The following is a 15,162-nucleotide window of genomic DNA, read 5'->3' as shown; positions in this document are numbered from 1 at the left end:
AGATCCAGCAGTGGACACACCCCGCGAGGCGGTCCGTCGAGTAGAAGGTCAGACACCCTCCCGCGCCACACCACCATTCTCAATGTCGAGTAGCCCCGCAGGGGCGTATCGAGACCCACCGCTCCGCGCGGCGCGCTGGCGGGCGCCGGTCCTGGTCTGGGTGGATCTCGATACGCCGGCTGTGCCGGCTACTCGATCAGCATGCAGGGGCCGGTCGTCCGATTCGGTGGGCGTCGACCCTTGGGGTCGGCCGGATCCGCGATTGGCCGCGCCGGCGGGCGAGCGCGTCCGCCCGCCGCGGCGAGCGGGCCGCGCGGGGCATCCCTACACTGGGGGATCGTGTCTGACAGCAACCCGATCACCGACGAGGCCGTCTCGGCGGCGACCGCGGAGGCGCTCACCGCGATCCGCGCGGCCGCCGATTCCGCCGCCCTGAAGGCGGCTCGCACCGCCCACCTCGGCGAGGGCTCGGCCCTCGCCCGACTGAACGCGCTGATGCGCTCCGTGCCGCCGGAGTTCAAGGCGGCGTCCGGCAAGCTCGTGGGCGGCGCCCGCAAGCAGGTCGGCGACGCGTACGCCGAGCGCGAGGCGGAGCTGGTCGAGGCCGAGCAGGCCGCGGCACTCGATGCCGAGCGCGTCGACGTCACCGCCGGCGCGAGCTTCGTGCGCCAGGGCGCCCGCCACCCGCTCTCGCTCCTCCAGGAGTCGATCGCCGACGTCTTCGTCGGCATGGGCTGGGAGATCGCGGAGGGGCCGGAGCTCGAGAACGAGTGGTTCAACTTCGACGCGCTGAACTTCGACGAGGACCACCCGGCCCGCGCGATGCAGGACACCTTCTTCGTCGACCCGATCGAGTCGCACCTCGTGCTGCGCACCCACACCTCGCCGGTGCAGATCCGCTCGATGCTCGAGCGCACCCCGCCGATCTACGTGATCGCGCCCGGCCGCGTCTACCGCACCGACGAGCTCGACGCCACGCACACCCCTGTCTTCACGCAGTTCGAGGGCCTCGCCGTCGACCGCGGCCTGACGATGGCGCACCTGCGCGGCACCCTCGAGCACGTCGCGCGCCTCCTGTTCGGCGACGAGGCGAAGATCCGCCTGCGCCCCAACTACTTCCCCTTCACCGAGCCGAGCGCCGAGCTCGACATCTGGCACCCCACCTTCGTCGGCGGTGCCCGCTGGATCGAGTGGGGCGGCTGCGGGATGGTGAACCCGAACGTCCTGCGCTCGGTCGGCATCGACCCGGACGAGTACTCCGGGTTCGCCTTCGGGATGGGGATCGAGCGGACCCTGATGTTCCGCAACGACGTGAAGGACATGCGCGACATGGTCGAGGGCGACGTCCGCTTCAGCAAGCAGTACGGGATGGTGATCTGATGCGCATCCCGCTGAGCTGGCTGGGCGAGTACGTCGACCTCGAGCAGGGCGTCACGACCGAGGCCGTGCACGCGGCACTGGTGTCGGTCGGCCTGGAGGAGGAGGACGTCCACCGCTTCGAGGTGTCCGGCCCCGTCGTGGTGGGCGAGGTCCTCGACCTCGTGCCCGAGCCGCAGAAGAACGGCAAGACCATCAACTGGTGCACCGTCCGCGTCGCGCCCGAGGGGGAGCGCGCGGCCGACGGCGGCGACGACGTCCGCGGCATCGTCTGCGGCGCGCACAACTTCGCCGCCGGCGACAAGGTCGTGGTCTCGCTGCCCGGCGCCGTGCTGCCCGGGCCGTTCCCGATCTCGGCGCGGAAGACCTACGGGCACGTGTCCGACGGGATGATCGCGTCCACCCGCGAGCTCGGCCTCGGCGACGACCACGAGGGCATCCTCCGGCTGGCGAGCCTCGGCATCGACCCCGAGGTCGGCACCGACGCGATCGCGCTCCTCGGGCTGGACGACGCCGCCGTCGAGGTCAACGTGACCCCGGACCGCGGCTACGCCTTCTCGATCCGCGGCATCGCCCGCGAGTACGCCCACGCGACGGGCGCCGACTTCCGCGACCCCGCGCTGGCGATCACCGCGCCCGAGCGGCTCGATTCCGCCCCCGTGTTCCCCGTCGCGGTCGAGGACGAGGCGCCGATCCGCGGCCGCGTCGGCTCGTCCGTCTTCGTGACCCGGGTGGTGCGCGGCATCGACCTGTCGCTGCCGACCCCGCCGTGGATGATCGCGCGACTGCGTCTGGCCGGTGTGCGCTCGATCTCGCTGGTCGTCGACATCACCAACTACGTCATGTTCGAGCTCGGCCAGCCGCTGCACGGCTACGACCTCGAGCGACTGGAGGGCGGCATCGTCGTCCGCCGTGCCCGCTCCGGCGAGACGCTCGAGACGCTCGACGGCCAGATCCGCCGCCTGCACCACGAGGACCTCCTGATCACCGACGACGGCGGGCCGATCGGGCTCGCCGGCGTGATGGGCGGCGCCCGGACGGAGATCACGGACACGACCGCCGACGTCCTGATCGAGGCCGCGAACTTCGACCCGGTCTCCATCGCCCGCACGGCCCGCCGGCACAAGCTGCCGAGCGAGGCGTCGCGCCGCTTCGAGCGCGGCGTCGACCCGCTGGTCGCACCGGTCGCCGCCGCGCGCGCGGTCCAGCTGCTGGTCGAGCTCGCGGGCGGCACCGCCGACGAGCTCGGGTCGGTGCTCGCCGATTCCGGCACGGCGACGGCGATCGAGCTGCCCGACGGCTACATCTCCGGCCTGATCGGCCTCGAGTACACGCCGGAGGAGATCCGCGGCGCCCTGGTCGAGATCGGCGCGAGCGTCGAGGCCGGGGGAGCGGGCCTGCTCGTCACCCCGCCGAGCTGGCGGCCCGACCTGACCGACCGGTCGACCCTCGCGGAGGAGGTCGCCCGGATCACCGGGTACGACCGCATCCCGTCGATCCTCCCCGTCGCGCCTCCCGGTCGCGGCCTGACGCCCGGTCAGCGCCTGCGCCGCACGGTCGCGCAGTCGCTGGCGGCCGCCGGGCTCACCGAGGTGCTGTCCTACCCGTTCCTCTCCCGATCGATGAACGACCGCTTCGGCTCCGTCGACGGCGAGCCGGTCCAGCAGGTCTCGCTGGCGAACCCGCTGGACGCGACGGCGGGGCAGCTGCGGCTCTCCCTCCTGCCCGGACTCGTGCAGGTCGCGGCCCGCAACCGCTCGCGCGGTCTCGTCGACCTCGCCGTCTACGAGATGGGCTCGGTCTTCCTGCCGCAGAGCGACGGTCCGTTCGGCTCCGAGGGGCTGCCCCTCGCCGGCGCGCGTCCGTCCGCGGAGGTCGAGGCGGCGCTGAACGCGGGCATCCCGCGGCAGCCGCTGCACGTGGCCGCGCTGCTGACGGGCTCGGCGCTCGAGCGTCAGCCGGGAGTGGCCGCGCGTGACTTCGACTGGCGCGACGCGCTCGACGTCGTCCGCGACGTCGCTGCCGCCTCGGGCGTGCAGCTGGAGATCCGGCAGGGCTCGCACGCCGCCCTGCACCCGGGCCGCACGGCCGAGGTTCTGCTGGACGGCGCGGTGGTCGGCCACGCCGGCGAGCTGCTCCCGTCGCTCGCCGACGATCTCGACCTGCCGCACCGGGTGGCGGTGGTCGAGCTCGACCTCGATCCGCTGATCGCCCGCGCCGGGCGCCTCGTCGTAGCGCGTCCGGTCGGGGCGCTGCCCGCCGCGACGCAGGACCTCTCACTGGTCGTGCCCGTGGCCGTGCCGGCGGCCGACCTGCAGGAGGCCGTCGCCGAGGGCGCCGGTGAGCTGCTCGAGGCGATCCGCCTGGTCGACGACTACCGCGGTGCGGGCGTCCCCGAGGGATCCAAGTCGCTGACCTTCGCGCTGCGCTTCCGCGCCGCCGACCGCACCCTCACGGCCGCCGAGGCCAGCGCGGCGAAGGAGAGCGGCACCGCGCTCGCCGCCGAGCGCTTCGGCGCGAGCCCGCGCGAGTGAGCGGGCGGCCGCCGGTTCCGGCCGGCGGCCGCCCGCCGGGGCCGGGCGAGGGCGGGTCCCGCCAGCGACTAGGCTCTCGGGCATGACTTTTTCCGTGGCGGTGGCCGGAGCGAGCGGGTACGCGGGCGGCGAGCTGCTCCGTCTGCTCGCCGATCACCCCGAGTTCGAGGTGCGCACGGTCACGGCGCACTCGAACGCCGGCCAGCCCCTCGCCGCGGTGCAGCCGCACCTGCGCTCACTGCGCCACCTCGAGCTCGTCGACACGACGACCGAGAACCTGGCGGGCCACGACGTCGTCTTCCTCGCCCTGCCGCACGGCAAGTCCGGCGAGATCACGGCGACGCTCCCCGACGACGTGCTCGTCGTCGACTGCGGCGCCGACCACCGGCTGACCGACGAGCAGGACTGGGCCGACTACTACGGCGGCGAGTTCGCCGGCGCCTGGCCCTACGGCCTGCCCGAGCTGATGCTGCCCGGCACCGGCAGGCAGCGCGACGTGCTCGCCGGGGTCCGCCGCATCGCGGTGCCCGGCTGCAACGTGACCGCGATCACGCTCGGCCTCGCGCCGGGGCTGCACGCCGGCGTGATCGAGGCCGCCGACCTGGTCTCGGTCCTCGCCGTCGGCCCGTCCGGGGCGGGCAAGAGCCTGCGGACCGATCTGCTCGCGAGCGAGCTGCTCGGCTCGGCGCACGCGTACGGCATCGGCGGCGGGCACCGCCACAACCCGGAGATCCGGCAGAACCTCGCGCTCGCCGGTGCCGGTCCCGTCTCGATCTCGTTCACCCCGATCCTGGTGCCGATGTCGCGTGGCATCCTCGCGACCTCGACCGCTCGGCTCGCGCCGGGAGTGTCCGCGCAGGACGTGCGCGCCGCGTGGGAGTCGGCCTACGCCGACGAGCCCTTCGTCCAGCTGCTGCCGGAGGGGACCTTCCCCCGCACGGCCGACACCGTCGGCGCGAACACGGCGCTGATCGGGGTCGCCGTCGACGAGCGCGCCCGCCGCGTCGTGGTGGTCACCGCGCTCGACAACCTGGTCAAGGGCACCGCCGGCGCCGCGATCCAGTCGACCAACATCGCCCTCGGTCTTCCGGAGACCCTCGGCCTGAGCACGAACGGAGTCGCGCCGTGAGCATCACCGCCGCAGCAGGATTCGCCGCGGCCGGCGTCGTCGCCGGTCTCAAGTCGACCGGCGCCCGCGACCTCGCCCTCGTGCAGAACCTCGGCCCGCTGCAGAACGCCGCGACGGTCTTCACCAGCAACCGCTGCAAGGCGAACCCGGTGCTCTGGAGCGAGCAGGTCATGCGCGACGGCGTCGTCTCGGCGATCGTCCTCAACTCCGGCGGCGCCAACTGCTACACCGGCGCGGCGGGCTTCCAGGTCACCCACGCGACGGCCGAGGCCGTCGGCGAGAGCCTCGGCGTCTCGGCCGGCGACGTGCTCGTCTGCTCCACCGGCCTCATCGGCGATCAGCTCGACCTCGGCAAGCTGACGGCCGGGGTGACCGAGGCCTCGGCGGCTCTCCCGGGCGCGACCGGTCCGGAGGCGGCCGAGGACGCGGCCCGCGCGATCATGACGACCGACACCGTGCCGAAGCAGGCGGCCGTCCGCTCCGAGCAGGGCTGGACCGTCGGCGGCATGGCCAAGGGTGCGGGGATGCTCGCGCCCGGGCTCGCGACGATGCTCGTCGTGATCACCACCGACGCGGTCCTCGACTCCGCCGAGCTCGACACCGCACTGCGGGCGGCGACCCGGGTCACCTTCGACCGCCTCGACTCCGACGGCTGCATGTCGACGAACGACACCGTCGCCCTGCTGGCGAGCGGCGCGAGCGGGGTGCGCCCCGAGGCGGCCGACTTCACCGCCGCCCTGACCGACGTCTGTCGCGACCTCACCCTCCAGCTCCAGGCCGACGCCGAGGGCGCCGCGCACGACGTTGCGATCCGGGTGCTGAACGCCGCGACCGAGGACGAGGCCGTCGTCGTCGCCCGCGCGGTCTCGCGGAGCAACCTCTTCAAGGCCGCGATCTTCGGCAACGATCCGAACTGGGGGCGGGTGCTGGCCGCGGTCGGCACCACCGATGCGCAGTTCGACCCCTACGGCATCGACGTGGCGATGAACGGCGTGCAGGTCTGCAGGGCCGGCGAGCCCGACGCGAGCCGCGACCTCGTCGACCTCGCCCCGCGCAAGGTCTCGGTCGACATCGATCTGCACGCCGGCGACGCCACGGCGACGATCTGGACCAACGACCTCACCCACGACTACGTCCACGAGAACTCGGCGTACTCCAGCTGATGGCCGCCAAGGATTCCAGGGGCGCGGAGAGCGCTGCGGACGCCGAGACGTCCACCGAGGCCGAGGCGCTCGCGCTGCGCGACGCCGTGGCCGTCAAGGCCGGCACCCTGATCGAGTCGCTGCCCTGGCTGCAGCGGTTCCACGGCAGGACGATGGTGATCAAGTTCGGCGGCAACGCCATGGTGTCGGAGGAGCTGCAGCGCGCCTTCGCGCAGGACATCGTCTACCTGCACTACGCGGGCATCCGCCCGGTCGTCGTGCACGGCGGCGGCCCGCAGATCTCCGCGATGCTCGACCGGCTCGGCATCGCCAGCGAGTTCCGCGGCGGTTACCGGGTGACCAGTCCCGAGGCGATGGACGTCGTGCGGATGGTGCTCACCGGCAGCATCAGCCGCGACATCGTCCGCCGCATCAACGAGTACGGGCCGCTGGCCGCCGGCATCTCCGGTGAGGACGCGGGCCTCTTCGTCGGTCGCCGCCGCGGCGTCGTCCTCGACGGGGTCGAGCACGACCTCGGCCTGGTCGGCGACGTGATCTCCGTGGATCCCGCGGCCGTCCTCGCCCAGCTCGACGCCGGCCGCATCCCGGTGGTCTCCTCGATCGCCCCTGACTCCGACGACCCGACGCAGTCGCTCAACGTGAACGCCGACGCCGCCGCGGCCGCGCTCGCCGTCGCCGTCGGCGCCGAGAAGCTCGTGATCCTCACCGACGTTCCGGGTCTCTACGCCGACTGGCCCGACCGCGGCTCGCTCGTCTCGCACATCGCGTCCGACGAGCTCGCGGCGCTGCTGCCGTCGCTCGAGTCGGGGATGATCCCCAAGATGACGGCCTGCCTCGACGCGGTCCGCGGCGGCGTGCCGAAGGCCGCGATCATCGACGGCCGCGTCCCGCACTCGATGCTGCTCGAGGTCTTCACCTCCGAGGGCGTCGGCACCGAGGTCGTCGCCTCGGCCGACCCCCGCGACCGGGAGCGAACGTCGGGCCGCTGACCACCAGCGGCCCCGGCTCCGAGCGCCGCCCCGACGGGGTGCGCGCACCGACGGCCCTCCCGGCCGGACCGCTTCTGCTCGAAAGGCTCGACATGTCCACCGATACCGCTCCCGGCGTCCCCGCGCCCGAGGTCCCCGCCTCCGATCCCGCACCCGTCTCCGCCCGCACCGCGGAGGCCCGCGACCGCTACGCCGCCGCGATGATGCAGACCTTCGCCGCTCCGCTCGCCGTCCTCGAGCGCGGCGAGGGCTGCCGGGTCTGGGACGTCGACGGCCGCGAGTACCTCGACTTCCTCGGCGGGATCGCGGTGAACTCGCTCGGCCACGCGCACCCGGTCTTCGTCGAGGCCGTGAGCCGCCAGGCCGGCGCGCTCGCGCACGTCTCCAACTACTTCGCCACCGCCCCGCAGATCCGGCTGGCCGAGAAGCTCCGCGAGCTGACCGGCGCGGGCGAGGCGGGCCGCGTCTACTTCGCGAACTCCGGCACCGAGGCGAACGAGGCCGCCTTCAAGCTCGCCCGCCTGCACGCGGCCGGCGGCCGGCACCGGATCCTGGCGCTGCAGAACGCCTTCCACGGTCGCACGATGGGCGCCCTGGCGATGACCGGCAAGGCCGCGATGCGCGCGCCGTTCGAGCCGATGCCCGGCGGAGTCGAGCACATCGAGGCGACTCTCGAGGCGCTCGAGACCGCGATCGACGAGTCGGTCGCCGCGCTGGTCGTCGAGCCGATCCAGGGTGAGGCGGGCGTCATCCCGCTGCCGGACGGCTTCCTCGAGCGGGCGCGCGAGCTGACCCGGGAGCGCGGCGCCCTGCTGATCGTCGACGAGATCCAGACCGGCATCGGCCGCACCGGCAGCTGGTTCGCCTACCAGCGGGCCGGCATCCTGCCCGACGCGATCACCCTCGCCAAGGGACTCGGCGGGGGCTTCCCCGTCGGCGCCCTGGTCACCTTCGGCGCGGCCTCCGAGCTGCTGCAGAAGGGCCACCACGGCAGCACCTTCGGCGGCAACCCGCTCGCGACCGCGGTCGCCGGCGCGGTGATCGGCGAGATCGAGCGCGCCGACCTGCTCCGGAACGCCCGGGAGCGCGGGGCGCAGCTGACCGCGGGCGTGCTCCGCCTCGGCTCACCGCTGATCGCCGGCGTGCGGGGCGCCGGTCTCCTGCTCGGCATCGCGCTCAGCGAGCCCGTCGCCGCGCGGCTCGCCGCCGCCGCGATGGCGGAGGGACTCATCGTCAACGCGCCGAACGAGTCCAGCATCCGGATCGCCCCGCCCCTCATCATCACCGCCGCCGACGTCGACGAGTTCGTCGCCCGCTTCGGCCGCGCGGTGCAGGCGCTGGACGCCTGAACGACCCGACCTCCTTCCCCGATCGAAAGCGAACCGCAGCCGTGACCCGCCACTTCCTCCGCGACGACGACATCACTCCCGCCGAGCAGGCCGAGATCCTCGATCTCGCCCTCGAGCTCAAGCGCGATCGCTTCTCGCGGACGCCGCTCGCCGGCCCGCAGACCGTCGCGGTCATCTTCGACAAGTCCTCCACCCGCACCCGGGTGTCCTTCGCGGTCGGCATCGCCGATCTCGGCGGCAGCCCGCTGATCATCTCGACGGCGAGCAGCCAGCTCGGCGGCAAGGAGACCGCCTCCGACACCGCACGCGTGCTCGAGCGCCAGGTCGCGGCCATCGTCTGGCGCACCTACGCGCAGTCCGGGCTGGAGGAGATGGCGGCGGGCACCCGTGTCCCCGTCGTCAACGCGCTCTCGGACGAGTTCCACCCGTGCCAGCTGCTCGCCGACCTGCTGACGATCCGCGAGCACCGCGGTCGCCTCGCCGGCCTCACACTGACCTTCTTCGGCGACGGCGCGAGCAACATGGCGCACTCCTACCTGCTGGCCGGCGCGACGGCGGGGATGCACGTCCGGATCGTCTCGCCCGCGGACTACGCTCCCGCTCCTGCCGTGCTCGCGGACGCCCAGCGCATCGCGGCCACCACCGGCGGCTCGGCCACCACCACGACCGATCCGGCCGCGGGTGCCGCCGGCTCGGACATCGTGATCACCGACACCTGGGTGTCGATGGGCAAGGAGGAGGAGAAGGCCGCGCGGGTCGCCACCTTCCGCGACTACCGGGTCGACTCGGCCACGATGGCCGCCGCCGCGTCCGACGCGCTCTTCCTGCACTGCCTCCCGGCCGACCGCGGCTACGAGGTGACCGCCGACGTGATCGACGGCCCGCAGAGCGTGATCTGGGACGAGGCGGAGAACCGCCTGCACGCCCAGAAGGCCCTGCTGGTCTGGCTCCTCGAGCGCGCCGGCACGCCCGACGCCGCTCAGTAGACTCGACAGCCGACCCCGAGGAGAACCATGACGGAACGACCCTCCGCCCGCGCGGGCGAGGCCGGCGCACTCTGGGGAGGCCGGTTCGCCGGCGGCCCGTCGCCCGAGCTGGCCGCGCTCTCGAAGTCGACGCACTTCGACTGGCAGCTCGCCGAGTACGACATCGCCGGCTCCCGCGCGCATGCCCGGGCCCTCGCGACCGCCGGCTACCTCGACGACGCCGAGCTGACCGGGATGCTCGACGCGCTCGAGCGTCTGCGCTCGGCGGTGGTCGAGGGCCGCTTCACCGCGGACGACGCCGACGAGGACGTGCACGGCGCGCTCGAGCGCGGCCTGATGCTCGAGGCGGGCCCGGAGCTCGGCGGCAAGCTGCGCGCTGGGCGCTCGCGCAACGACCAGATCGCGACGTTCGTGCGGATGTACCTCCGCGACCACGCCGCCGTCATCGCCGAGCTGGTGGTGCAGCTGATCGACGCGACCGCCGCGCAGGCGTCGGCGCACCCTGCGGCGATCATGCCCGGCCGCACGCATCTGCAGCACGCGCAGCCGGTGCTGCTCGCTCACCACCTCCTCGCGCACGCCTGGGCGCTGCTGCGCGACCTCGAGCGGCTGCGCGACTGGGCGGTCCGCGCCGACGTGTCGCCGTACGGCTCCGGTGCCCTCGCCGGCTCGACGCTCGGGCTCGACGCCGAGGCGGTCGCCCGCGAGCTCGGCTTCGCCGCGAGCGTGCCCAACTCGATCGACGGCACCGCGAGCCGCGATCTCGTCGCCGAGTTCGCCTTCGTCAGCGCGATGATCGGCATCGACGTCTCGCGGATCGCGGAGGAGATCATCCTCTGGAACACGCGCGAGTTCGCCTTCGTCACCCTCGACGACGGCTACTCGACCGGGTCGTCGATCATGCCGCAGAAGAAGAACCCCGACATCGCCGAGCTCGCGCGCGGCAAGGCGGGCCGGCTGCTCGGCAACCTGACCGGCCTGCTCGCGACGCTCAAGGCGCTCCCGCTCGCGTACAACCGCGACCTGCAGGAGGACAAGGAGCCGGTCTTCGACTCGGTGACCACGCTCGAGGTGCTCCTCCCCGCGTTCAGCGGGATGATCGCCACGCTGACCTTCCACACCGACCGGATGGCCGAGCTCGCCCCGCAGGGCTTCTCGCTCGCGACCGACGTCGCCGAGTGGCTGGTCAAGAAGCACGTCCCGTTCCGCGACGCGCACGAGATCACCGGCGAGCTGGTCAAGCTCGCCGAGACCCGGGGCCTCGGTCTCGAGGACCTCGACGACGAGGCGCTGCGCTCGGTGTCGCCCCTGCTGACGCCCGACGTCCGCTCGGTGCTCAGCATCGAGGGCTCGGTCGCCAGCCGCGACGGCGTCGGCGGCACCGCACCCGACCGGGTGGCGGAGCAGCTCGCGCAGCTGACCGAGCGCGTGCGCGTCGTCCGGTCCGCCCTCCGCGGGGACGCGTCGTGACGCTCCAGGGCCCGCCCGGCGACGACGGCCGTCCGCCGCTGCCGCCGTGGCAGCAGCGGACCCTCGTCGTCGTCGCGGGCGTCGTGATCATCGCGGTGATCATCGTCACCGTCGTCTCGGGCCAGAGCTTCTTCTAGGGATGCCGGAGCCGCTCGACCTGTCGCGCTCGGCCCTCGAGGTCGCTCCCGATCTTCTCGGAGCGGTGCTGCTGCACCGCACCGACGAGGGCGTCGTCGGCGTCCGGCTGACCGAGGTCGAGGCGTACCTCGGACTCGGCGAGGACCCGGGTTCGCACGCGCACCGGCGCCGGTCGCCGCGGAATGCGCCGATGTTCGGGGAGCCGGGCACGGTCTACACGTACTTCAGCTACGGCATGCACACCTGCGTCAACCTGGTCTGCTCGCCGGCCGGCACGGCGTCCGCGGTGCTGCTGCGCGCCGGCGAGGTGGTCGTGGGGGAGGAGCTGGCCCTGCAGCGCCGGGGTCCTGTGCGCTCCCGCGACCTCGCCCGCGGTCCGGCGCGTCTCGCCAAGGCGCTCGGGGTGACCCTCGCGGAGTCGGGGGACCCGATGACGACGGCGTTCGAGCTGCGGCCGCGCGGGGCCGATGTGCTGATCGAATCGTCCGCGCGGACCGGGGTCTCCGGCGAGGGCGGTGACGCCGCCTTCCCCTGGCGGTTCCTGATCGCCGGCGACCCGACGGTCTCGCCGTACCGGCCCGCGGTGACGCGTCGTCGCCCGGAGACGGGCGGCGGTCAGCCCGCCAGGTAGAGCCGCCCGAGGATCCCGAGCGCCGCGGACCAGGCGAGGCTGGCGAGCGTGCCGATGATGAAGCGCTCGCGTGCCTCGGGGGACGCCAGCTCGCTGAAGCGGCCGACGCCCTTGACGGCGACGATCACGGCGACGCCCTCCGGCAGGCCGCTGAGCAGGGCGCCCGCGGTGGCGATCCGCTCGAGCACGCCGATGGTGGTGCCGCCGCGCAGCACCTCGATCGGCTGGCCGATCGCCGACGGAGCGACCCCGGGGGTCCCCGGACGCTGAGCGGCGGCGATCATGATGCCGCCGTGTGCACCGCTGCGGGAGTCGGTGGTCGCCAGATCGAGGGTGAGCAGGACCACCGGCCCGCCGCCGAGGACCGCGAGTGCGAAGGCGAGCACCACGACGGCGAGAGCGAGCGCCGGGGGAGCGGAGGCGCCGGCCACGCCGGTCAGCAGGAAGGCGGCTGCCGCGGCGCCGATGCTGATCCAGCCGAGCGAGGGGCGGCGCAGGCGCACCGCGAGGACGGCGCCCGCGACTCCGGCGAGGAGCACCAGGAGCACGCCGGTCCAGGAGGCGGACTGCGCGGCGACGGCGAAGGTCTCGGGCAGTGCGGTGCGGAGTGCCGTCATCGGGGTGTCCTCTCGGAAGCGGAAGCGGAAGCGGAAGCGGAAGCGGAAGCGGCGTCGGTCTCGATCGATCCTCGCTGCGACGGATCGGCGCTCGCCGCAGCGTCGGGGTCGAGCGTACGGTCGACCACCGTCAGCAGCCGAGCGAGGGCGTCCCGTGCCGGTCGGTCGGCGCGCGCGCTCGCCGCGCGCACCCGGAGGCTGACCGCCTGGGGGGAGACCGAGAGCTGCTCGGCCGCCTCCTTCTGCGACAGTCCTGCGTCGAGCAGGTCGACGATCTCCCAGCCGGCCGGGGTCCGCGAATCGCGGAGGTGGAGCAGGGGATCGAACAGGGCCTGGGCGTCGCGGACCGAGGGGAAGGCGTCTTCCGGCGAGTCGGTGCTCGGCTGGTCTGCTCCGGGGGAGCCGGGGTCGAGGGAGAAGCGGGTCGCCCGACCCTTCGCCGCCTCGACCGCGCGACGTGCCGCGAAGTACGCCGCTCCGCGGGCGGCGCGGGTGGTCCGGGGCAGCGGCCGCTCGATCGCGCCGATGCCGAGGCCGATGCTCCAGTGCCCGGAGCGGTGGAGCGCGAGGATCACGGACACGACGGCCTCAGCGCGGTCGAGCACGAACTGGAACTCGTCGCCCGCGGTGCGCTCGGGAGGGAGCACGAAGGACGACTCCTCCGATTCGAGCAGAGCGGCGATCGCCTGCTCGACCCGGTCGTCGTCGTGACGACTGTCGCGCTGATCGGCGGTGATGACGAACACGATGACCTCCTCGATCAAGTATCAGGGCTTGATGCCGTGCGATCAAGCTTCCGGACTTGATCATGCGCCGGGCGAGCCGCCGGCCTCGCGCTACCCTGGACGGGTGACCGATCAGGACTCCCGCGGATCCGCGACCATGCCGTCGCTCGATCCCTCGTTCGAGAACGTCTGGGACGAGCTCCTCTGGCGTGGCGCGATCCACGTGTCGACCGACGCGGCAGCGCTGCGCGAGCTCCTCGCCGGAGACCCGATCACCTACTACTGCGGCTTCGACCCGACCGCGCCGAGCCTGCACCTGGGCAACCTGGTCCAGCTGATCGTCCTCCGCCGGCTCCAGCTCGCCGGGCACCGGCCCCTCGGTCTCGTCGGCGGATCGACCGGGCTCATCGGCGACCCGCGGCCGACGGCGGAGCGGACGCTCAACTCCCGCGAGACGGTGGTCGAGTGGGTGTCCCGCCTGCAGGCGCAGGTGTCGCGGTTCCTGTCGACCGAGGGGGAGAACCCGCTGCGGCTGGTGAACAACCTGGACTGGACGGCGCCGCTGTCGGCGATCGACTTCCTCCGGGAGATCGGCAAGCACTTCCGGGTGGGCACGATGCTCAAGAAGGACGCGGTCAGTGCCCGCCTGAACTCCGACGCGGGGATCAGCTACACCGAGTTCAGCTACCAGATCCTGCAGGGGCTGGACTACCTCGAGCTCTACCGCCAGTACGGCTGCGTCCTGCAGACGGGTGGCAGCGACCAGTGGGGCAACCTCACCAGCGGGACCGATCTGATCCACCGGACGGAGGGGGTCTCGGTGCACGCCATCGGGACGCCGCTGGTGATGAACTCCGACGGGACGAAGTTCGGCAAGAGCGAGGGCAACGCCGTGTGGCTCGACCCGTCGCTCACCAGCCCGTACGCGTTCTATCAGTTCTGGCTCAACACCGACGACCGCGACGTGGCGGCCCGGCTGAAGACCTTCACCTACCTGCCGCGCACGGAGATCGAGCGGCTCGAGCAGGCGAGTGTGGAAGCACCGTTCAAGCGCGAGGCGCAGCGCGCGCTCGCGAGCGAGGTCACCACCCTGGTGCACGGGGAGGCGGTGACGACCTCGGTGATCGCGGCCTCCTCGGCGCTCTTCGGTCGCGGATCGCTGGAGGGCATCGACGCGGGGATCCTGCGGGGAGCGCTGCAGGCGGTGACGACGGTCGAGGCGACCGCGGCGACTCCGGTGGTGCAGGCCTTCGTGGAGGCCGGACTCGTCGCGAGTCTCGGCGAGGCCCGCCGGGCGATCGGCCAGGGCGGTCTCTCGGTGAACAACGCCGCGGTGTCGGACGACGCCGCCGTGCTCGGCGACCTCCCGCTGATCGACGGGATCGCCGTGCTGCGCCGCGGCAAGAAGAGCTTCGCCGGCGCCTTCGTCTCCTGACGCGGACGCGGTCCGCCCCGCGAGGAGCCCGGATCGCGACACGCCCGGGCGACGAGCGATTTGCAGGGCCGCGAAACCTCGACGTAATGTAACTCCTCGTCAGCCCAAAGGAGCGGACAGCGAGAGTCGGATGCAGAGCATCGTGACCCGCCGGCCCCCCTCAAGCGATGACCATCCCCTCGCTCTCAAGCCTGTTAGAGATTCGTCTCTTGATGGCGGCGGATCGCGAGCGTAAGATGCAAAGCCTCCGCGGGACCCAGGTCCTCGGCTTCGGTGCACGGCCTCGGCTGCGCACGATGACGGCGAGACGATCTCCGGATCCGACGCTGAGCATCACGAAGACGCCGATTTGACACGGCCTGCGGATGTGCTAAGTTAGTCGAGTTGCCACGGAGGCGATCGGGACTTCGGTTCTGATAAGCCTACCCGGTCTCGGCGACATGAACAAATCGAACGGCCCGTCTGAATCAGACCGGCTCTCGGTACGACTACTTCGATCACTTCCGTTGTGAAGCACCTCTTCTGGTGTGGAGGCGGGATGTGTCCGATTCTTGAGAACTCAACAGCGTGCACTATGTTCAATGCCAAATTTATAACCCCGTCCGGGTCTTGTGATCCG

At 72.7% G+C, this 15,162-nt stretch carries 13 protein-coding genes; 11 read left to right on the top strand and 2 right to left on the bottom strand.

Annotation, left to right across the window (positions count from 1 at the left end):
• Window positions 1–339: 339 nt before the first annotated feature.
• The 10 genes from pheS to EDF36_RS20775 all read left to right on the top strand — a co-directional run bounded on the left by pheS (window position 340) and on the right by EDF36_RS20775 (window position 11,766).
• Window positions 340–1,380, top strand: a complete 1,041-nt coding sequence (pheS, locus tag EDF36_RS20815; protein WP_123734476.1) for a phenylalanine--tRNA ligase subunit alpha — start codon at window positions 340–342, stop codon at window positions 1,378–1,380.
• Window positions 1,380–3,911: a phenylalanine--tRNA ligase subunit beta gene (pheT, locus tag EDF36_RS20810; protein WP_123734475.1), complete on the top strand. Its 2,532-nt coding sequence runs from the start codon at window positions 1,380–1,382 to the stop codon at window positions 3,909–3,911. Before pheS ends, pheT begins: the two co-directional genes overlap by 1 nt.
• An 82-nt stretch (window positions 3,912–3,993) precedes the next feature.
• Complete coding sequence (argC, locus tag EDF36_RS20805; protein ID WP_123704923.1) at window positions 3,994–5,040, top strand: N-acetyl-gamma-glutamyl-phosphate reductase; 1,047 nt, start codon at window positions 3,994–3,996, stop codon at window positions 5,038–5,040.
• Window positions 5,037–6,203, top strand: coding sequence for a bifunctional glutamate N-acetyltransferase/amino-acid acetyltransferase ArgJ (gene argJ, locus EDF36_RS20800; RefSeq protein ID WP_123734474.1), 1,167 nt, complete (start codon window positions 5,037–5,039; stop codon window positions 6,201–6,203). Before argC ends, argJ begins: the two co-directional genes overlap by 4 nt.
• Window positions 6,203–7,192, top strand: coding sequence for an acetylglutamate kinase (argB, locus tag EDF36_RS20795; protein WP_123734473.1), 990 nt, complete (start codon window positions 6,203–6,205; stop codon window positions 7,190–7,192). Before argJ ends, argB begins: the two co-directional genes overlap by 1 nt.
• 92 nt (window positions 7,193–7,284) lie before the next feature.
• A complete protein-coding gene (locus tag EDF36_RS20790) occupies window positions 7,285–8,541 on the top strand; it encodes an acetylornithine transaminase (protein ID WP_123734472.1) in 1,257 nt (418 codons plus the stop codon).
• 41 nt (window positions 8,542–8,582) lie between these two features.
• Complete coding sequence (gene argF / locus EDF36_RS20785; RefSeq protein WP_123704915.1) at window positions 8,583–9,527, top strand: ornithine carbamoyltransferase; 945 nt, start codon at window positions 8,583–8,585, stop codon at window positions 9,525–9,527.
• A gap of 27 nt (window positions 9,528–9,554) precedes the next feature.
• Window positions 9,555–10,997, top strand: coding sequence for an argininosuccinate lyase (gene argH / locus EDF36_RS20780; RefSeq protein ID WP_123734471.1), 1,443 nt, complete (start codon window positions 9,555–9,557; stop codon window positions 10,995–10,997).
• A complete protein-coding gene (locus EDF36_RS21490) occupies window positions 10,994–11,134 on the top strand; it encodes a hypothetical protein (protein WP_159422422.1) in 141 nt (46 codons plus the stop codon). The genes argH and EDF36_RS21490 overlap by 4 nt, the downstream gene beginning before the upstream one ends.
• A gap of 2 nt (window positions 11,135–11,136) precedes the next feature.
• Window positions 11,137–11,766, top strand: coding sequence for a DNA-3-methyladenine glycosylase (locus EDF36_RS20775; protein WP_123734470.1), 630 nt, complete (start codon window positions 11,137–11,139; stop codon window positions 11,764–11,766).
• On the opposite strand, the gene EDF36_RS20770 is transcribed toward EDF36_RS20775, so the two are convergent.
• Both EDF36_RS20770 and EDF36_RS20765 read right to left on the bottom strand, forming a co-directional pair.
• Window positions 11,751–12,383: a hypothetical protein gene (locus EDF36_RS20770; protein WP_123734469.1), complete on the bottom strand. Its 633-nt coding sequence runs from the start codon at window positions 12,381–12,383 to the stop codon at window positions 11,751–11,753. The genes EDF36_RS20775 and EDF36_RS20770 overlap by 16 nt on opposite strands.
• Window positions 12,380–13,129 carry a DNA-binding protein gene (locus EDF36_RS20765; protein WP_185020587.1) on the bottom strand — a complete coding sequence of 250 codons (750 nt, stop codon included), beginning with the start codon at window positions 13,127–13,129 and terminating at the stop codon, window positions 12,380–12,382. The genes EDF36_RS20770 and EDF36_RS20765 overlap by 4 nt, the downstream gene beginning before the upstream one ends.
• A 136-nt stretch (window positions 13,130–13,265) precedes the next feature.
• On the opposite strand from EDF36_RS20765, the gene tyrS reads away from it, so the two are divergent.
• Complete coding sequence (gene tyrS, locus EDF36_RS20760) at window positions 13,266–14,543, top strand: tyrosine--tRNA ligase (RefSeq protein WP_123705562.1); 1,278 nt, start codon at window positions 13,266–13,268, stop codon at window positions 14,541–14,543.
• Window positions 14,544–15,162: the final 619 nt, after the last annotated feature.

Origin of the sequence: Rathayibacter sp. PhB152 (genome assembly GCF_003751395.1) — a bacterium.
Lineage (GTDB): Bacteria > Actinomycetota > Actinomycetes > Actinomycetales > Microbacteriaceae > Rathayibacter > Rathayibacter festucae.
This window is presented reverse-complemented; position numbering and strand designations above follow the sequence as displayed.